This is a genomic window from Aquimarina sp. MAR_2010_214 (assembly GCF_002846555.1).
Taxonomy (GTDB): Bacteria; Bacteroidota; Bacteroidia; order Flavobacteriales; family Flavobacteriaceae; genus Aquimarina.
Map to the genome: position 1 here is coordinate 4,063,075 of NZ_PJMS01000001.1, position 18,181 is coordinate 4,081,255.

Consider the following 18,181-nt stretch of genomic DNA (forward strand, 5'->3'; position numbering starts at 1 on the left):
ATCAATCTTTCTTGTTCTTTGCATCCATAAGCCCTTGTTTCATTTCTTGTTCCAAATTTGAATTTGGATATTTTGTAAGCCCTGCATTAAAGTATTTAATGGCATTTTGAAAGTCTTTATGTTTTAAATAAAACTGTCCAAAACGATTTTGCCAATAGGCTGAAGCATATCTTTTTGTAGTTAAAACATCTTTGAATTCAGTCATGAAAATATTAAAATATTCAAAATTATTTCTGTTCCATGCCAACCAAATCAACCCATTTTTTGTACCATTATCTATATGATCATCACCACCAAATCGTTTTGCTCGTTCCTTAAAATAGTTGGTCAGGTAGTCAATCCCACCTGAATCAATATATTGTTGTATGCTTTCAAAAACTGGTGAATCATAATTATGATAATAGTATTTCAATCCTTTATAAAGTGCCAAATGTCCTAAGGTTTCATGCACTTCATCATTAAACAAATCATATTTCCAAATAAGATTTTTTGGATTGTTCTTTTTCAATATTTCATGGAACGCTTCAGTTGAACTTATATAATAAATGTCTTTTCTAGAGTTAGCCATAAACAGATATACATCTTCCTTTGAAGTAAACTTATTGACTAAGTCTTCAGAAGCATATCCACCGTCAGTAATAATTGCTCCATTAAAGACTTCACTTTCTTTTAAAATTAATTCACTTATGTAATAAGCAGCTGCCTCCCAGCCAAAAATAACACGTTCTTTATTTGTCCTGTAATTTGAATCTATATACTTTACGACTTCATGGATTAAAAAATTAGTGAATTTTTCATTTTCATCTCCAAATAATGTTCTTCTTAGTGAATTACTATTATTGATCCCTACAATAATCATTTCAGGAATAGCACCAGGAGTGCGCAAGGCTTTTTGAATTGACACACCACTTAAAAAATACCATTGTCCATCTAAAATATAAAGTACTGGATATTCTTGTTCTGAATCCGAATAACCATCTGGTGTATAAATTTGAATTGTTCTGTCTTGATTTAATATGGAAGACTTAATGGTATGGTTAATACCTGCAATAATTTGAGAATTATCTTCTTGTGCAATACAAATTATATTAATAAAACAGCACATGACAATGAGTAATAATGGCTTCATGAAATTGAATTTATAGTGATTTCTAAATGTTCTAAAACGTTTTGTGTATGATTAGTTATGTTGTTTTTGCCAAATGTAACTAAAAAAACTTGGTGTTCATTTTCAACAAATACTTTCCAAAATAGCCTAAACTAAGTTATTAATTATAAATGGTGTTAGCTGACGTTTACTTTCTTAAAGACCTTATTACATCATTGAATTCTCCATCTGCAACATGGTCAAGCATTAATATTTTTCTTAGCTTCTTTTTAATTGATTTTTTATAAAGTTTTTTTTTCGCTATTGATTTTGGAAAAATAAATTCTTCTCTGTCATAAAAGTCCTTACACCACTCTGTAAGTCCGATTTGAAATCTCTTCTCAAACAATTCATGAAGCTTGTTAATTCCAAGAATTTCCCAAGTTACATTTAAGAAATATTTTTTGAGGTTCGAATCTATAAAAACAATAAAATAACTGTCGTCATCACCATCCATACAATTGATTCCACCAATTGCCAAAACTTTATCTAAATCAAGAATCCATGATTGGTCTTTATTCATAGTCCAATAACTTTTACTATGCATTCCATCATACTTGCTGTCGTATTTTATTAAATTATTTTCAATGTAAATTTTGTTCATAGCAATGGAAGCTAATGTTTAGTAGATGAAGCGAAGCCTGTCATAGGCGGTTATGATTTGATACAATGTTGTACTTTCGTTTTTATATTAATAAACTCCTTTCAATTGAATTCAATTTCGGCTTTAAGTTTTCTATTGATTCTTTCCCCAAATCTAGAATTTCCAGCCATTTTTCATCATTTAAAACAGCTTGATTATCATAATCTTCATTTTGAGGGGAGTTATATCCTGCGAGCAACTTATGCCATTTTTCAATTGATTCATATTCTTGTGTTGAAACAAAATTAGATTCAATCAATCTTTTATATCCATCAGTTAAATTTAAATCATCAAAATAGGAGCACATAAACTCGACAAATGAATAGTATGGATTTGTATTTTTAGGATTAAGCCAAGTTTGTTTTTGATATTCCAAGTTTGTTAAATCCTTAAGCATAAATAGCCAATTTCTTCTCCATGTTTCTTTATCCATCTTTTGCTCAATAATTTCTATTCTTTGTGGTACTCTTTTTCTTTCAATATATCCTCCAATTTTACCATCCGGTGTCTTACTGTTATATCTTGATTTAATATAAGGTCGGGCGCCATCAGTAGGATGAAATTTCTCCTTTAGATAACCTTGTTCTTCTCTTGACAATTCCCTTACTATTCCATCATCTTCAACACTTACGTATTCAAATCCATCTTCATTTTTTCTTAGTGGCAGAAAATACCTTAGGTAAATCAATAGAGTTACAATAGCTATAAAACCTAAAATCCAAAATAATATAATCATCTATTTAGTTTCTTTCTTAAAACACTTAAAAATTCAGGTGTAATTCCAAGGTAGAAAGCAATGTTTTTTTGAGAAATCCGTTGTTCAAATTTTGGATATTTTTTAATAAAAGTGAGATACCTTTCTTCAGCTGTAAAAGAAATATTCTGATTGTTTCTTTCTATATATGTTGTTAAAGAGCGTTGGTATAAGATTCTAAAAAATTTCTCAAATTTGGGGATTTTGTCAAATAATAATTCCAAATCGGGTTTTAAAATTTGCGACACTTCGGTATCTTCTAACGCCTCTATATTAAAGATAGTAGGTGTTCCTGTAGTAAAACTCGCCATATCGCCAGTCCACCAATCTTCTATGGCAAACATTGAGATATGTTCAAATCCATTATTGTCGATGGTGTAATTTTTTACGCACCCATTTACGATGAACAGTTCGTGCTTTGCAACCTCTCCATTTCTTAAAAGCATTTCCTTTCTTTTATATTTTTTGGTACTTAAAAGCGAAGTGAACAATTTTTGTTCTTCATCATCAAGGTCAATAAACCGTTTTACATTATTTATTATTCGGTCATACATATTTTGAGGATGATTTTTTGATAGTTTGAAATTGCACCTATTTTTTCGATAATTGATTGATGTTTGTTGAAATGCTGGATTTTTTCACCATTACTGGCAACGTTATAAGTATGTGTCGGTGTTAACAAATATTAATTTTCCTCCAAGAGTAGTCTTACTCGATTAAACTCTTCTGCGTTCAACCTATCGGCATTATATTCCTTTTCAATTAAGAGAAGTATTTCTTTCTTTTTGTTATTAGGAATGTACAAAAACAGTTCTTCAACATTAGTAGTTAACTCATCAGATATTTTAAGTTTTTCTAATCTTGATTTTGAGATATAGCCAAATTTTTTAAATATTTCACCTAATTTCTCAAATTGCATTTCCAATATCGATTCTTGCATTCTACCTACCATTGAAAGCATTAGATACTTAGACTTATCCTTTTTAGCATTTTCAACAATTTTATCAATATATTTTATTTTTTCAGATCTACTGATATCACTTTCAAGTATGGATAATTCTTTCTTAGATAAGATATTTTTATATAAGGTTTTACTTGTTTTTTTATCAAAAGAAGCATCTATAGATTCTCTTATTTTCACAATATCTTCGCTAACACTTTCAATTTTTTTTGTTAGGTTCTTGTCTTTTTTATTTTGGGAATATAAAAGAGAACTGGTAAACAGAATTAGTGATATTAAAACTATTTTTTTCATAATATTTGTTAACGTTTCTTGTATGATGTGTTTGCATCCTGAAGGGTACATATGCATTACACAAATTGTTAGCGTAAGTTTATTTTTTTAATTCAGTTATTTGCTGTTTTGCATATTTTTTAGCTCTTTCATCACCATACTCTAAGGTCTTTTCGTAATATTTAATTGCATTTTGTTTTTCTCCTTTTAAATTATAAGCTTGAGCAATATTTGATAATACAATATAATCTTTCGGATCTAGTTTTTCTGCCTTTAATAATGGTTCAAGAGCTTTATCATATTTTTTAGCCAGTAAATATGTTATTGAAAGGTTAGATAAACTCTCAATATGATTTGGATAATATTTTAAAACCTCATTTGCAATTTCTCGCATATTTTTAAGTAATTCATCATTTCCAGTATTGTATAATTGCATTTGGTATGTTTGAATGTCTAATAGAAAATCTTTTTCTGTGCTATTTCTTGTTTCATTATTAGTCCAAGTCCAATTATTTTTATTGGTAGCTGAATATTTAATTGTTTTGATGATTTCCAATGTAAAATTATTCCAATCTAGTATTTGTCCCAATGCATATATTTTCCCAAATCTCATATCAAGGCGGTTTGGATAAAGTTTAATTCCTTCATCAATTTTAACCAGTCCTTTTTTTACTTCCTTTTGATCATAATGAATTTTACTTCCTAAAAAGCCAGCTGTTTTATTTAGACTATCTTTCAGCACCAAACTTTGCCCATTAGGTTGATTTGTAGTCAACTCAATAACTTCTTTTCTTGACTTTGAAAAATGATAGTTAAAATAGCTTGTGAAAAGCTCAGAATCATTTGGATTTGATTTCTTCCATTCTTCCAAAACTTTTAATTGATTCAGAGTATCCTTAGATTGGCAATATTTTAAAAACTCTGATTGGAAATTCTGACAGAACCCTACTTGGGTTAATAGAATTGCTATAAGAAATAATATTTTTTTCATTTGGTAATCTTTATTCGCAGAATGTTCGTTAAGATACATAGTTTACACAAGTTAAAGATTAGGTGTTTACACTAAATTAGTTTCTATTCTTGTTGCTTGTTGTTTCTTTTAAATGCCAAATTTTATATTTAGTGAGCTTTATTAATATTCACAGACCTTTTGAGTTAATACAAACGTCCTATGTTTTTTTTACATTGTTGTAGCCAGTTTTTCTATGTTTTTTCAATTGTCTCAATCCATTTTTTTGCATTTGAATTTTTTGGATTAAGTTCTAATGATTTTTTATAGTTTTTAAGTGCCAAATCATAATTTTTATCGGTAAAATAGGCTTCTCCCAAGCTATCATATGCATTTGCAGAATTCGGAAACTCAGAGACTAATAATTCAAAGATTGCGATAGCATCATCTATTTTTTCCTTTTGTAAAAAGTCATATCCCAAATTATTTAATTCTCTTTGGTCATCAAAATTATAGGCTTCAATATTTTCTTTTTTCAATTGATAATAATATGAAACCCCAACTTTAATGTTTCTTTTGCATTTTTCTTGAATAGCTTCTTTAATTGAATGATTTGGAATTAAGTAAGGGTTATTATGTACCACAGAATTTATTGTGTGGTCTATTTTCCAAAGTTTATGATTTGCAGTATTAGTAAATAAAATTACCGTAAGCCCATTATCCAAATTATGGTCAATTAATGCCTCGTAATTAACGTGAGAACCTGAATGCTGATGTCTTGTCATCTCTCCATTTTTAATATTTGATGCACCAAGTGAAGTTTCGGTATAATAATCTGTTGTAAACGGTGTGTTTAAAATATTTTTTGATTTAGAGTTTATAATTTTTTCAGTGTGTAAACCAGAAATCCATTTATACATATCATTTGTCGTTATGTAAGTACCACCAGACATTTTATCGTATGTAGTTTGTTCTTCATTATTAGGTTGGTCACTAAATCCTTTTGCTAATTCAGATACTTGTGTTAATGGAGAAAGAAATGTACTCTCCATTCCTAAAGGGCTTAGTAGATTTTCTTTCACATAATCATTATATGAATTTCCTGATATTTTTTCAATAATCATTTTACGAAGAAGAATATTATTATTGCTATACATAAAATTAGTACCAGGTTCAGTCTCTAACTTTTTAATATTAATCAGGTCATTATAAACATCTTCATCAGTTCTTACTTTATCCCAATTATATCTTGGAAGTCCGCTTGTATAATTTAATAAATGATGAATTTCAATTTTATTAGACCAATTTGGAAGATTTGGAAGATGTTTAGAAATCTCATCATCTAAATTGATTTTGTTTTCCTCAACAAGTTTCATAATACTAACTGCACTAAACTCTTTAGAGATAGAGCCAATATTAAAAAGCATATTTTGATTTAAACTTTTAGTTTTTGAACCATCTGCAAAACCAATACTATTTTTATAAATGATACTATCGTTTTTTAATACAAGAATGTTACCATTAAATATCCCTCGCTTAAAGCACGTTTGCATTAAAGAGTCTAATTCAGTATTGTTGTTTATGTAGTCAGTTGTAATTTTTTTGGCAGCCTCTTTTGGACTGTTTTTACAGTTTATAATAAGAATTGAGCAGACAATGATTAAAAAAAGATTTTTCATTAAATATTTACTATTTGATTGATTTTTGTCCTAAAACGATAATAAGATTAAATAATTGCTGTCTGTTGATTTGAAAATGGCTACAACGTTATAAGTATGTGTCGTGGCAAAGCAAAATGTTACCGAGCTTTCCGACATTTCTGCGCATTGATTGCTATTTTTACTATTTAGCAAGCATTGCGCTTTACCAAAAATACAACAACCATTCGATTCATCACTTAACTGCTATGAACACATATATCATGTTTTAGCACGTTTATTTTTTTCCAATTACAGTCATAGTCCAGTTGTTATGTTCCTCATCAGGATTTTCATCAGGATGGTCAAATGAAAAATAGATTCCATTTGATAATTTAAGCTCAATATAACCTACATTGAAAGTTGTTTTGGTATAGTCCAAATTCAAATAATTCAATTCTTTTATTGTACTTAATAAGTCAGGACTTGCTTTTCCGTTTGGCAAAATCCACCAATTAGATATTGATATACTTTCTCCACAATCAATATCCGAAACATAATCAGTAAATATTCCACTTAAGTGATTTCCATTGTCAAAGTGTAATTCAATATTTCCATACCTCCAAATCCTCGAAGATTCTTTCGTTTCTCCATTTAACCAATCTTCAGGTGGAAATCCTTGACTTATTATTTCTTCTTTAGATTCACCGAGTTTAAGAAACCCAAATTCCCCTGTCTTTACAAAATCTAAAATATCTATATCAACTTTAATTTGGCTCATTTCTCTAATGTGCTACAACGACTTAGGCTATAATTAGTACGGAAATTAAAAGTAATAAACTTTCAATTAAGCACTTAGCCAAAACTTTTTATTTTGTTTTATCTTTTTTATTTCATTCTCATTAGGCATTCTTTCAGCCTGTTTGTTGTTTTTTCTGTTTTTAAACACTCTAAAGGAGTAAGATTATCTAATGCTGGGATTTTTTTGTTTATCCATTCCAAACTATTTTCTCCAATATGGAAATAAATTACTTTAGCTATATCTATTTGATTATTTAGTTTATTCAAGAGAGATTTTTGGAATTCAGACGATTTCCATTCTTCATTAAAATTTGATAAAAAGTCCAACCAACTTTTTTGTCCGTCAAAATATTTTTCAAGTTCAGCCATTTATTCTATATAATCATTAACATCATCTTCTGAAATCCATTCTTTCATTTCAGGTAGTACTCTTTTTTGCATAAAGTCAAAAAAATCCGAATGTTCAGATTCTATTATATCCCAACCTTTTACGTTTGTTCCGAATGAAGGATGGAAAACAATAACATTTTCCGTTACTTTTCCATTCACAATTTCAAATCCTACATAAGTGTCCATATCTTGTCTGCGTCCAAAAGTCAGAACTTCTCGATTTTGTTCACATTCAATTTTAAATCGTTCATTGATTGATGAATTCGGATTAATTTCCGATTCAAAATTCCAAGGAATGAATTTCGTCAAATTCGGTTTCGCAAACCAATTATAAGTATTTGGTATTTCGTATTTCATCTGTTTCTTCAACTTGTGGCTAACGTCTCGTTAAGAAACGTTGTAGCTTTTGCTACTATGAATTATAAACCTTGTTAGCAACAGGTTTTTTTATATTGCGGCATATTTATTTCCAACAAACTTTAATTTCTTAATACAACCATTCAAACAGTCAGCAAATCGTGTCCTCCAAATTATTAATTCGGTGAAAGAGCCATTTCGTTGAACAATTCTATAATTTCCTATTCGAAAATTCATTTTAAATCGAAGTAACATTATTTTAATTTTAGATTCTCCTTCAATGATTTTTTCTCCATTAATGAACTCCATATAATCAAATCTATCAATGTCTTGTGCCAAAATTTTAGTGGTTAAGTTTTTGTCAATGGAATAGATATGTTTTGTTGTCACAATAATTTTTCTTGACCTTTTAAGTTTGATTAAAAGGACTTCTAATTCGTTATTATCTAAGACTATATTTTCTTTAAATTGATTATTTGGATTGTCAAAAAATATTATTCCTCTACTATTTCGATAATACTTTACTTTTTTTAGAATTTGATTCCTTATGTCTTCTTTTTTCTTTTTCAATGACTAGTTTTCTAAAAATCGTCCAACTTCCTATTTTAAAAATTTACTGATAAAAGATTCTTTTTTTATTAAGTTTTTTCTTTTAGGGTTTAATATCTCTTTCGAATCAGCTTCTATTATTCTGTCTAATAAAGCATTGTAACCATTATTAATTTTATACTCAACTTCATTTTTATAAAGAGGAAAAAAACTGTAAATATTTATAATCCTTCCGTCCTTTTTAATTTTTGTAAAATTTTCGTCAAAAGTTACTGAAGGTAAAATTACTCCACCCACAAATTCCGTATCATTTCCATAGGGTTCAAAGTCAGCGTCGGAAACTATGGAATGTCCAATTCCTATCCAGCTGTCTTCTTGATGAGGGAATTTAGCAGTTCGCTTTAACATTGAAATTATGTAATCATTTTTTTTGTCACCGGTATAAACATTTTCAAATTCAATTCCTTTTGGAATTAACATCATCATTTCAGCAAATCTTAGATCTTTGGGGTTTTCGGCTTCTTGAGGAATTTTCATTTCTAAAGAACTCATTCCTGATGTAATCAAAATATCGAACTTAGAAGACTTTGCTTTTATTAAATGTATGTGTACTTTAAAGTCAAAAGTCATTATTTCGTGAAAGACTTTTACTTCGGTATCAGGAAAGTGTTTTTCAATGTGCTCATTCACCCATTCATAATGTTCGTCAAAATAATCTCTATTTTGGAAATGATCAATTATGCTTTTTATTCCCTCCATTTTATTTTCGGCTTGTTGCTAATGTATCGGCTATGATTAGTACGGGACTTAAAAGTAGTGAACTTTCGATTAAGCACTTAGTCAAAACTTTTTCTTTTGTTTTATTTTTTTCTTTTTTAAAGCCAAATTTATTTCATATTTCCCTAACGGGTAATCAAAAAGATTTGGCGGACTCTATAAAAATACAATAAACTTTGGGTTAAGCAGGAAAACTGTATTAACTATAGTCATTGTTAGGCATAATTTTTTATTTAAACACTGTCCTTTTTAAAATTTGCCAAATAATTAAAATAAGAACTATTAATCCGTATTTAGTCCATTTCGCTTTTTTATTAGTATTTATATATTTTTTGAATTGAACACTTTCCATTAATTCTTCTCCATCTGAATGATCAAGTAATACTCCTAAACGTCTTTTCGCAATTCCGAATGTAAAGTCCTCCATTAATTGGTCCTCGGTAAAATCTTCACCATCATCTTCATCTTTCCAATAACTTTGTCCGTCTTTTTGATAAGAGTTTGAGTAAATTTTATCTTCTTCTTCAATTCTCTCTCCTAATTCAATCTTTGGTGTATCGGAAGATATTACTTTCAATCTTTCTTTAATCCCATTTTTTATTATGGAATATCCGTGATAATTTACTGTACTATGACAAGCAACATTAATAATTTCAGAATCCGGAAATAATTCAACGAGTTTTTTTTCCTCTTTTGTTAAATCTAATTTGTCTGCTCTTTCTAAACTGTTTGTTGTAATTTGATAATCATCGCTTATAATAATATTACCATTATAATGTCCAATATTTATTGACTTATCGTTTGGGTAAATGCATTCATCTAATGTTGTTTCTTTCTCGAATTTATAATCAGATTTTCCAATTGCTTTTAGGATTGCATTTTCATCCGTAAAACCTTCTTTGTTTTCAATTATTATTAATGATGATTTCCATCCCATATTTTATTTTTTTCAATGTTCGTTAAGATACATAGTTTACACAAGTTAAATATATGTGTCGTAGCTGTGCAAAATGTTACCTAACTATCAACATTTTCTGCGCAGATTTTATACCTTTTTTAGCTTTAAAATCATTGTGCATTCATAAATATACAAGAACCATTCGATTAATCACTAATCAGCTATGATCACATCATATAGTGTCAGGCTCTTTTTTTATTTTATTCATTTTCATTAAGTAAGTCATCAAAACTTCCTTCCATTCTGGCATCACAAGTTTCAAACCCCAGTATATTATTCCGTTCAAGTTCATCAAGTTTGTCAAATATGGTTTGATAGTTTCCTTCAGGCTGCATGTCTAATGAAAAATAAATTTCATTAGCTCGTTCATAAGAGATTGTCAGATCCTTCATTGAGTTAAGGATACCCTCTTGTTTTTTCCGGTTAATAGTTTTTTCAAAAAATACTCGAAACGTTCTGTGACCACTAGTTTCGATTACCTCACGAATTTCAGATTTGTTTTCATTAGAATCAGGAGTAGCTCATACAATATCGTGAAAATTAAAACCATAAGAATAAAATGGAACATTCTCAAGTCTAAATAAATCGTTCCCTAATAGAATTGCCCAAAAAGATTCTCCACCAATAGTCCAATGATTTGGTAAATCAATATGTATTTTTTCTAATTCTTCTTCTTTCATACTTAATTGATCCTAAAGTTTTTGCATATGATTTCGTTGCGTGTTTCAGCAACTAAATTAGCAAATACAAACCAAATAGAAAATCCGTGAGGGTTTTCGTAAGTAGGCTATAACTAGCAATGAATTATAGCAACCATGTAAAAGCAGTATCCTAAGTTTATATAATGAATCAAACTACTAATTTATTATGAAAACAAAGGATACTACAGACTCAAAGTTATTTATTGGTATTGACGTACACAAGAGAAGTTGGAAAATTCATACAGCTACCGACCTTTTTGATGGCTCAGATTTGACGATTCCTCCCAATGCTTATGCATTACAGAAATATGTAGACAAACATTTTACAGGATATCAGGTATATTGTTGTTATGAATCTGGTTGTTGTGGTTTTAGTCATCATCGCTTATTTGAATCTTTTGGTTGGTGTTCTATGGTGGTTAACCCGGCTGATGTTCACCGGCCAGCCAAGGCACAATTTCAGAAGAGCGATAAGATCGATGCTCGATTATTATGTAGGGAGTTAAAAGATGGTCGTTTACGAGGGATTCATGTTCCAGATATTGAGCGGGAGTACTTACGATGTCTATTTCGTAGGCGTAATGATCTAGTTAAAGAACTGCGTAAGATCAAAACCCAAATCAAGATGCAACTATTGTATTTAGGAGTTGAGATTCCCAAAGAGTTAGATCAACCCCATTGGTCTCATAAATTTAGAAATTGGCTAAAGAATTTATCCTTTGATTATACCACGATGGATTATTGTTTGCAGACCCGATTAGCATCTTTTGATTTTGTAGACAAGCAACAACGAGACGTGAGTGTTAAACTACGCGCTTATTGTCGTAAACATTACAAGAAGGATTATTATTTACTAAGGAGTGTTCCAGGAGTAGGTCCTATTGTAGCATGTGGGATCATTTGTGAGTTAGGCGATTTACGAAGGTTTAAGAATTTTAAGCAGTTGGCTAGTTATGTTGGTTTGATTCCATCTGTTCACCAGAGTGGTGATAGTTTGACTACTTCTGGCCTTACTCCCAGAGCAAACAGAATTATGAGAAGTTACCTGGTAGAGGCTACTTGGGTTGCTTTACGGTTTGATCCTGTGATGCAAGCATATTACCGATCTCATAAGGGAAAAGATGTGAAAAGGATTTTAGTAAAGGTGGCCAGAAAATTACTGAGCCGTATTCATGCTATTATCAGAACAGAAACCCCCTATCAGATAGGAGTGGTAAGTTGAAAAAAATAAAAAATATAAGCCTAAAAACTCGACAATACTTTTGGCACAAAAAAGGACAACTAAACAACGTGGGTGAAGCTTTAAACCGTTATCACATTTTATAGCAAGTTGCCTTGTTTGCCAATCATAATCATAGTGATGCTGGTGGATGATTTTGTATCATACCACATATAGGATGCGGAGTTATAATGGGCTATTGTTGAAGTATTGACAACGCTTTAATGGCGTTGCCAACAATCCAACAATCTAAAATCATTAGAATGAGATAATTAAAATAATAAAATATTGTATTTTTAACCTAAGACTTGGGAAAGGGCTTTACATAGGACACGGTGTTGTAGCCAGTTATTTTTTTGGTATATTGTTAATCTTCTCAATCATTTTTTTAGCATTTTCATTAGTGTTATCAAGTTCAAAGGACTTTTTATAATTAACTAAAGCTAAATCATATTGTTTATTTGCATAGTAAGCTTCTCCTAAACTATTATATAAGCTTGCATTATCAGGAAATTCAGAAACAGCTAATTTGAATATTTCAATACTTTGATTATTTTTTTTTGAAGTTAATAAATCATAACCAAGTTCTTTTAATTCGTTAGAGTTTTCAAAGTCGTAGATCTCTAAACTACTTTCTTTTAAGTCATAATAAGATTTAATGCCCAAATCAATATTTTCATGGCATTTACTACGAATTTGTCTATAGATAGATCTTTTAGGCAAACTAAAAGGCTTTCCTTTCATTATTTTATGCATAGATTGAATTATTTCAAAGCCTTTACTTTTATTGTTTGACATTAAAATAATATTAAGGTCATCCTTGAATTCACTCATAAAAGCTGCTTCAAATTGCCAAGATTGACCACCATGGAGATGTAATGCAAATGAATCATGAGATGAACCTAGACTAGATTCTTTATTTTTAAAATACTGATTCTGTAGGAGTAGTTCTAGTGACGATCTAGAAATTAATTTGTTGTTGTGTAGAGCAGTAATCCATTTATTCAGATCATCGATTGATACCCATAACCAATCTTTACTAGTAGAAACTTCTTCGCAATTTATTTTATGTACGTCAAAGCACCTAACACTATTTAGATAATCAAAATCAGGGTCAAATACGACATTTTCCATTTTTAAAGGGAAAATAATATTTTCCATCACAAATTCTTGATATGTTTTTTTCGTAACACTTTCAATAATCCTTTTCTGAAGAAAAATACTATTGTTATTGTAGTTATAATTTGTGCCTGGTTCAAATAGTAAATTGGGTAGAAGTTGTAAGTCTTCCAAAATGTCTTTCTCATCTTCCACATTGTCATAATCAATTTGTGGAATCCCACTAACGTAGTTTAAAAGGTGCTTGATGGTGACTTTTTCAGACCAAGCAGGCAAACCTAAACCAAATTGAGAGAGTTTATCGTCAAATTGTAATTTCCCTATTTCTATCAACATGACAATAGAAACGGCATTAAATTCTTTTGCAATTGAACCTATATTGAAAATAGATTTTTTTGTCAGCTTGGTTTGTTCTGAACCATCTGTGTATCCAAATGATTTTTGATACACAAGGGAATTATTTCTTGTAACTAATACATTACCATTAAAAATTCCTCTTTCATGGCTAATCTTCATAAGAGAATCAATGGTTTTATAGTATTTCAAAAAAGGTTGCGTTTCTTGTTTTTGTGCGTTGCTATATCCAAAAATAGATAAAGAAAGGATAACAATAATAAATTTGTTCATGTTTGTATATAGTTTTATATACAAAAGACAAGATGGTTTTAAAATTGTTACAGTTTTGTTTAATTGGCTACAACGGTAAATATATGAATTGGTGCAAGTGAAAATATGCTTGAACCAATCAATCTATCTACGCATTTTTATTTCTTAGTTAATTTATAAAAATCTAGCGCCACCACAAAAAGGAAATGAACTTTCGATTAAGCGCTAAACTTTGCTCTGATTTCATATATCTTGTTGTAGCTCGTTACTCTTTACATTTTGTATTTCATTTCTGTATAGAAGTCCCCCTAATCCAGATGCAAAAGCAATACAGCTGATTAACATTAAAATTCCATTATTCCAAATAAAATACGAGAGCCCAACAAATGGTCCGCCAATTATTACCATAAGAGAACCAATCGGATTCGTTTTGATAAAATTCAAAGCGTGTGCTGCTAGTCCAACAAAAAGGAAAGATGGTCCGACAATCACAAATGGATATAGAATTAATGGTGTATTACTAATTTGTTCACGTAATTCATTCCTTCCTACATTATCATTTCCGAAGCTCCACATAATAAAATCAATAGTACAAAGTCCAATGTGGGCAATAACTCCTATTGCTGTCAAAACTGATGCAATGGAATTTAGTCTATTCTTTGGAAATACGTTATTAAAATTGATAAGCAGTACAGCTCCTATCAAATTAAACCAATGAGCTAAATCAATATGTTTTTGTTCTCCCAACGAACCTTGAGAAAAAAAAACATAACTGGTAACGAAAAGAAATAATCCAACTAGACATAGAGTTTTTGGTTTCATAATTTGTTTTTTTATAATTTGACGGTTGCAAATTCCAATAACCTATTGAGTCTAATTATATTTTTCTTCTGAATCGTCGTATATTAATATTGGATTGTTATTTAATGTTCGTTAAGATGCATAGTTTACACAAGTTAAAGATTAGGTGTTTACACTAAATTAGTTTCTATTCTTGTTGCTTATTGTTTCTTTCTTAGATTCTTTTCATCAAAGAAACCTAAAAATACTTTCCAAATGCCATTTCCAATATCTTCAATAGCGATAAATTTTCCTTTTAAAGCAGCCGATATATATACCCAATAATATGATTTCCGTCTCACCGCTCCACTCTTGGTTACTTTAAGGACTTTATGATTAGTATCGTAATCAAAATTAGAGATTTTTTCGAGGAATGGTCTACAGGAAAAGTCGTGTACATCAGCAGGTGTTTTCATTTCTAAAGCTTCATGTGGTCTGATAGTATTATACTCTTTTACGAAGTGATTTAAGCGCCGGTATTGTGCTTAGTGTCTATTTGATTTTTTTTATATTTTTAAATTGCTTGACCATTTTTCCAAAATTTTTGTCCTTTTTACGTTTTTCAGCAACAGTTGATTCAAAATGTTCTTTTTCTCGTTTCATTTTCAGATAATTTTCATAGAATAATTTATCGATTTCTTCACTTTCAACGGCTGCCATAACAGCACAATCAATTTCTATTGTATGGGTACAATCATTGAATTTACAATTTTTAGATAGTTCAACTATTTTTTCAAATGTCTTTTCCAACCCTCCAACTGAATCTGCAATACCCACTTCTCTTATTCCAGGATTGTCAATTATAATTCCACCATCTTCAAGAACTATTAATTCTCGATGGCTAGTAACGTGCCGTCCTTTATTCGTACTTGTGCTAATCGTATTTGTTTTCATCAGTTGTTTACCCGAAAGATTGTTTAGAAGGCTTGATTTCCCTACTCCTGACGAACCCAATAAACAGTAGGTTTTACCCTTTACAATATACCCTTTCACTCTCTCAATCCCTTTATGGGACTCATTGCTCATAGCAATTACTGGTACTTGTTTTACTCTTTCTTGAACTTTAGATATCAAATTCGTCAATTCGATATCGTTTATCAAATCAATTTTATTGAGAATGATAATCGGTTTTACATTGGATGTATTGCAAATTGTCAGATACCTTTCTATTCGATTGATATTAAAATCCCTGTCGACTGCTTGCACTATAAAAGCAAAGTCAATATTTGTTGCTATGATTTGTTTTTCTCCTTGTTTGCCAACTGCTTGTCTTTCAATGATGGTTTTTCTGGGAAAAATAGAGTGTATGAGAACTTTATTATCATCATATTCAGAAATTGCAACCCAATCTCCTACAATAGGAAAATCTTCACGAGTATTTGCGGTATATCTTAAGTTTCCTGTAATTTCAGCATCAAATTCCCCTTTTTCAGTTTTAACAATGTATCTTTCCTTATGCTCTGAAATAATTCTTCCGATTTCAAAGTCTACTAGATTATGTTGAATTCTTAGTTTTTCTATTTTGTCGTTATATCCGAAATGTTCTAATTTCATATTCTGTGTATTTTAAAGTATTGTATACACTTACGGTATTCATAAATTAATTTAAATACAAAAGCGTTCACAATTGATGTGTTTATTTATAAAATGTAAATAAGTAGAAATGCTTCAGGTTGTTACCTGAAGTAAAGAATGGTGATAGTCAAAGAAAATTGACTATCTATTTTACAATATCCGAATATGATATTACAGATGTAATAGACATAAAATTTAATTAGAGTACAAAGTTAAAAAAATTCTCTTATAAAGTTCAAATAAAAAAAGTGTTTTTGTAATTATTGCCAACGTCTCGTATAAGAAATGTAGGGCAGGTAATAAGCGATACGTTTCGGATTGGTACTAAGCCAAACCTAAATATTTTGCTTTTATCTTTTTTCTTATAAACGCCAAATTTTATAGTTGGCGACTTGGCAAGTAAACACAGATCTTGCGATTAAGCACAAAAGCCTTATGTTTTCTTATACATTGGTGTTACCATATTTAGCGACACATAATGTTTGGACGTATTACTTTTCTGTAATATTTTTCACCCATTTAATTTTTATAATGTCGGCTAAAATCAATTCAGGTTATTTAAATTTTGTTCAAAAAACACTTTGTCCAATGGGTTATTTAGAAAATTACTAGGTAATTCATTTTCTGAAATTCTGTTGAATCCATTTTTCTTGTAAAACACCTGAGCTGCTTTAAACTGATTCATAGTTCCTAGGTAAATCTTTGGAATGTCATTTTGTTCACACCAATTGATAACAGTTTCTAGTAATAATTTTGATATTCCCAATCCTTTTCCGCGAAATGTTTTTTTTAGCATCATTTTTTTTAAAACACCAAATTCTTTTTTAATAACAATTACTCCAACAGTTCCAATAACTTTTTTATTATTCAGCGCAACCCAATACCTATCAGGTGTAATTGGTGTTTCATTTGTCGGTTTAGGAAATATTTGTTCATCAAATTCCGATGCAATTTCGTTCATCATTTCATCAATATCACTTTGATGAAGTTTGTTATAAGGTACAATTTTTATCATTTAAATTTTTTCGGAGCTATTTATGGTAACGTTAAATATATGAATTGGAGCAAGGCAAGTATACCTGAACCAATTGACTTATCTGTGCATTTTTATTTCTTGTTTAATTTATAAAAATTTAGCGCCTTTGCAAAAAGGAAATGACCTTTTGATCTAACACTAAACCTTGCTCTGATTTCATATATGATGTTATACACATTTTATATTCCTTGCCAAGCTATTCTATCGTCCGATCCTACAGCAATCTTTTCTAGAATGAGCTCCAGCTTCATTGAAACGTCCCAGAAATCGGTTTTAGTTAATTCCGAAATATTAGTAGTTATCCGTTCCTCTAATTTATTTATTCGTTTTCCTTTCCAAATTTTATCAGATAAACATACAATAAGATCTTCTATGAAAAGATTAGAATTTTCCCAATTTCCGTGAGTTATTGTAAACCTTGATTCCTTATCATTATAACCAAGCTCTTTTAATATTTTGAAACCCTCGGATTCGTGTTTTTTACCTTTTCTATATAATTCATCAGTAATTACAGCTTTTCCGATATCATGAGTAGATGCACCAAATAGTATTTCCTTTTCATTTAATGGCAAGTTTGGCCATTCACTTTTTAATTGTTCAACTATATAAACAGCTGTTGAATTAACTATTGTTAGATGCTTGACAAGTCTTTGAGGAGCATCAAACTGTTCAAGTAAACTCTTTACTTCTTTGTGTAGTTCTACTATTTTCAAATAATCGATTTTCATATGTCTAACGGTCTTGTATAAGATTAGTTGCGTGTTTTACGTACTAACTTTTCGGATTGACACAGAGCTAAATTTTTATTTGGTTTTAATTTTTCTTGTTTTAAAAGTCGAATTTAAAAATTTGGCGGTCTTTGTAAATTGGCACAAATCTTTTTTTTTTA

The 18,181-nt window shown here is 29.8% G+C and carries 21 protein-coding genes and 1 pseudogene; 1 reads left to right on the forward strand and 21 read right to left on the reverse strand.

The features are described from left to right. Position 1: 1 nt before the first annotated feature. The 15 genes and pseudogenes from ATE84_RS17535 to ATE84_RS26270 form a co-directional block, all read right to left on the reverse strand. Positions 2-1,129 carry an alpha/beta hydrolase gene (locus tag ATE84_RS17535; RefSeq protein ID WP_233195838.1) on the reverse strand — a complete coding sequence of 376 codons (1,128 nt, stop codon included), beginning with the start codon at positions 1,127-1,129 and terminating at the stop codon, positions 2-4. Positions 1,130-1,295: 166 nt separating this feature from the next. After that, complete coding sequence (locus ATE84_RS17540) at positions 1,296-1,751, reverse strand: hypothetical protein (protein WP_101449200.1); 456 nt, start codon at positions 1,749-1,751, stop codon at positions 1,296-1,298. A gap of 82 nt (positions 1,752-1,833) precedes the next feature. Continuing rightward, on the reverse strand, positions 1,834-2,526 hold the full coding sequence (locus ATE84_RS17545; protein ID WP_101449201.1) for a hypothetical protein: 693 nt from the start codon (positions 2,524-2,526) through the stop codon (positions 1,834-1,836). Then, the gene (locus ATE84_RS17550; RefSeq protein ID WP_101449202.1) at positions 2,523-3,098 is read right to left on the reverse strand and encodes a Crp/Fnr family transcriptional regulator; all 576 of its coding nucleotides are present in this window, start codon (positions 3,096-3,098) and stop codon (positions 2,523-2,525) included. The genes ATE84_RS17545 and ATE84_RS17550 overlap by 4 nt, the downstream gene beginning before the upstream one ends. Positions 3,099-3,229: 131 nt before the next feature. Next, on the reverse strand, positions 3,230-3,799 hold the full coding sequence (locus tag ATE84_RS17555) for a hypothetical protein (RefSeq protein ID WP_143273663.1): 570 nt from the start codon (positions 3,797-3,799) through the stop codon (positions 3,230-3,232). A gap of 79 nt (positions 3,800-3,878) precedes the next feature. Beyond that, complete coding sequence (locus ATE84_RS17560; protein WP_101451085.1) at positions 3,879-4,769, reverse strand: tetratricopeptide repeat protein; 891 nt, start codon at positions 4,767-4,769, stop codon at positions 3,879-3,881. A gap of 212 nt (positions 4,770-4,981) precedes the next feature. Then, the gene (locus ATE84_RS17565; protein WP_101449204.1) at positions 4,982-6,406 is read right to left on the reverse strand and encodes a serine hydrolase; all 1,425 of its coding nucleotides are present in this window, start codon (positions 6,404-6,406) and stop codon (positions 4,982-4,984) included. Between the two features lie 256 nt (positions 6,407-6,662). Next, the gene (locus tag ATE84_RS17570; protein WP_101449205.1) at positions 6,663-7,145 is read right to left on the reverse strand and encodes a hypothetical protein; all 483 of its coding nucleotides are present in this window, start codon (positions 7,143-7,145) and stop codon (positions 6,663-6,665) included. Between the two features lie 107 nt (positions 7,146-7,252). After that, complete coding sequence (locus ATE84_RS17575; RefSeq protein WP_101449206.1) at positions 7,253-7,534, reverse strand: antitoxin Xre/MbcA/ParS toxin-binding domain-containing protein; 282 nt, start codon at positions 7,532-7,534, stop codon at positions 7,253-7,255. Then, positions 7,535-7,912 (reverse strand): hypothetical protein, encoded by a 378-nt coding sequence (locus ATE84_RS17580; protein ID WP_101449207.1) that lies wholly within the window; start codon positions 7,910-7,912, stop codon positions 7,535-7,537. A gap of 90 nt (positions 7,913-8,002) precedes the next feature. Continuing rightward, a complete protein-coding gene (locus ATE84_RS17585) occupies positions 8,003-8,482 on the reverse strand; it encodes a hypothetical protein (RefSeq protein ID WP_101449208.1) in 480 nt (159 codons plus the stop codon). Between the two features lie 30 nt (positions 8,483-8,512). After that, positions 8,513-9,220 carry a suppressor of fused domain protein gene (locus ATE84_RS17590; protein WP_101449209.1) on the reverse strand — a complete coding sequence of 236 codons (708 nt, stop codon included), beginning with the start codon at positions 9,218-9,220 and terminating at the stop codon, positions 8,513-8,515. A 247-nt stretch (positions 9,221-9,467) separates the two neighbouring features. Next, the gene (locus ATE84_RS17595) at positions 9,468-10,175 is read right to left on the reverse strand and encodes a hypothetical protein (RefSeq protein ID WP_101449210.1); all 708 of its coding nucleotides are present in this window, start codon (positions 10,173-10,175) and stop codon (positions 9,468-9,470) included. Between the two features lie 221 nt (positions 10,176-10,396). Then, a pseudogene (locus tag ATE84_RS17600) lies at positions 10,397-10,696 on the reverse strand (DUF4265 domain-containing protein); the annotation flags it as partial. Positions 10,697-10,717: 21 nt separating this feature from the next. Continuing rightward, a complete protein-coding gene (locus tag ATE84_RS26270; protein WP_158237282.1) occupies positions 10,718-10,876 on the reverse strand; it encodes a hypothetical protein in 159 nt (52 codons plus the stop codon). Between the two features lie 187 nt (positions 10,877-11,063). Between ATE84_RS26270 and ATE84_RS17605 the strand changes: the two genes are divergently transcribed. Then, on the forward strand, positions 11,064-12,119 hold the full coding sequence (locus tag ATE84_RS17605; RefSeq protein WP_101447544.1) for an IS110 family transposase: 1,056 nt from the start codon (positions 11,064-11,066) through the stop codon (positions 12,117-12,119). A 345-nt stretch (positions 12,120-12,464) separates the two neighbouring features. On the opposite strand, the gene ATE84_RS17610 is transcribed toward ATE84_RS17605, so the two are convergent. The 6 genes from ATE84_RS17610 to ATE84_RS17635 form a co-directional block, all read right to left on the reverse strand. Next, the gene (locus ATE84_RS17610) at positions 12,465-13,862 is read right to left on the reverse strand and encodes a serine hydrolase (protein ID WP_101449212.1); all 1,398 of its coding nucleotides are present in this window, start codon (positions 13,860-13,862) and stop codon (positions 12,465-12,467) included. Positions 13,863-14,084: 222 nt separating this feature from the next. Next, a complete protein-coding gene (locus ATE84_RS17615) occupies positions 14,085-14,663 on the reverse strand; it encodes a hypothetical protein (protein ID WP_101449213.1) in 579 nt (192 codons plus the stop codon). Positions 14,664-14,842: 179 nt separating this feature from the next. Then, a complete protein-coding gene (locus ATE84_RS17620; RefSeq protein WP_101449214.1) occupies positions 14,843-15,097 on the reverse strand; it encodes a hypothetical protein in 255 nt (84 codons plus the stop codon). Positions 15,098-15,173: 76 nt separating this feature from the next. Next, on the reverse strand, positions 15,174-16,235 hold the full coding sequence (gene rsgA / locus ATE84_RS17625; RefSeq protein WP_101449215.1) for a ribosome small subunit-dependent GTPase A: 1,062 nt from the start codon (positions 16,233-16,235) through the stop codon (positions 15,174-15,176). 565 nt (positions 16,236-16,800) lie between these two features. After that, the gene (locus ATE84_RS17630; RefSeq protein ID WP_101449216.1) at positions 16,801-17,271 is read right to left on the reverse strand and encodes a GNAT family N-acetyltransferase; all 471 of its coding nucleotides are present in this window, start codon (positions 17,269-17,271) and stop codon (positions 16,801-16,803) included. A gap of 200 nt (positions 17,272-17,471) precedes the next feature. After that, on the reverse strand, positions 17,472-18,020 hold the full coding sequence (locus ATE84_RS17635; protein WP_101449217.1) for an HD domain-containing protein: 549 nt from the start codon (positions 18,018-18,020) through the stop codon (positions 17,472-17,474). Positions 18,021-18,181 lie beyond the last annotated feature (161 nt).

What these genes read in the sequence shown, in the direction of transcription:
- ATE84_RS17565 (WP_101449204.1), bottom strand. Translation starts at nt 6,406, where the DNA reads ATGAAAAATCTTTTTTTAATCATTGTCTGCTCAATTCTTATTATAAAC.
- ATE84_RS17605 (WP_101447544.1), top strand. Translation starts at nt 11,064, where the DNA reads ATGAAAACAAAGGATACTACAGACTCAAAGTTATTTATTGGTATTGAC.
- ATE84_RS17590 (WP_101449209.1), bottom strand. Translation starts at nt 9,220, where the DNA reads ATGGAGGGAATAAAAAGCATAATTGATCATTTCCAAAATAGAGATTAT.
- ATE84_RS17630 (WP_101449216.1), bottom strand. Translation starts at nt 17,271, where the DNA reads ATGATAAAAATTGTACCTTATAACAAACTTCATCAAAGTGATATTGAT.
- ATE84_RS17635 (WP_101449217.1), bottom strand. Translation starts at nt 18,020, where the DNA reads ATGAAAATCGATTATTTGAAAATAGTAGAACTACACAAAGAAGTAAAG.
- ATE84_RS17615 (WP_101449213.1), bottom strand. Translation starts at nt 14,663, where the DNA reads ATGAAACCAAAAACTCTATGTCTAGTTGGATTATTTCTTTTCGTTACC.
- ATE84_RS17620 (WP_101449214.1), bottom strand. Translation starts at nt 15,097, where the DNA reads ATGAAAACACCTGCTGATGTACACGACTTTTCCTGTAGACCATTCCTC.
- ATE84_RS17575 (WP_101449206.1), bottom strand. Translation starts at nt 7,534, where the DNA reads ATGGCTGAACTTGAAAAATATTTTGACGGACAAAAAAGTTGGTTGGAC.
- ATE84_RS26270 (WP_158237282.1), bottom strand. Translation starts at nt 10,876, where the DNA reads ATGAAAGAAGAAGAATTAGAAAAAATACATATTGATTTACCAAATCAT.
- ATE84_RS17545 (WP_101449201.1), bottom strand. Translation starts at nt 2,526, where the DNA reads ATGATTATATTATTTTGGATTTTAGGTTTTATAGCTATTGTAACTCTA.
- ATE84_RS17580 (WP_101449207.1), bottom strand. Translation starts at nt 7,912, where the DNA reads ATGAAATACGAAATACCAAATACTTATAATTGGTTTGCGAAACCGAAT.
- ATE84_RS17555 (WP_143273663.1), bottom strand. Translation starts at nt 3,799, where the DNA reads ATGAAAAAAATAGTTTTAATATCACTAATTCTGTTTACCAGTTCTCTT.
- ATE84_RS17540 (WP_101449200.1), bottom strand. Translation starts at nt 1,751, where the DNA reads ATGAACAAAATTTACATTGAAAATAATTTAATAAAATACGACAGCAAG.
- ATE84_RS17610 (WP_101449212.1), bottom strand. Translation starts at nt 13,862, where the DNA reads ATGAACAAATTTATTATTGTTATCCTTTCTTTATCTATTTTTGGATAT.
- rsgA (WP_101449215.1), bottom strand. Translation starts at nt 16,235, where the DNA reads ATGAAATTAGAACATTTCGGATATAACGACAAAATAGAAAAACTAAGA.
- ATE84_RS17550 (WP_101449202.1), bottom strand. Translation starts at nt 3,098, where the DNA reads ATGTATGACCGAATAATAAATAATGTAAAACGGTTTATTGACCTTGAT.
- ATE84_RS17535 (WP_233195838.1), bottom strand. Translation starts at nt 1,129, where the DNA reads ATGAAGCCATTATTACTCATTGTCATGTGCTGTTTTATTAATATAATT.
- ATE84_RS17560 (WP_101451085.1), bottom strand. Translation starts at nt 4,769, where the DNA reads ATGAAAAAAATATTATTTCTTATAGCAATTCTATTAACCCAAGTAGGG.
- ATE84_RS17595 (WP_101449210.1), bottom strand. Translation starts at nt 10,175, where the DNA reads ATGGGATGGAAATCATCATTAATAATAATTGAAAACAAAGAAGGTTTT.
- ATE84_RS17570 (WP_101449205.1), bottom strand. Translation starts at nt 7,145, where the DNA reads ATGAGCCAAATTAAAGTTGATATAGATATTTTAGATTTTGTAAAGACA.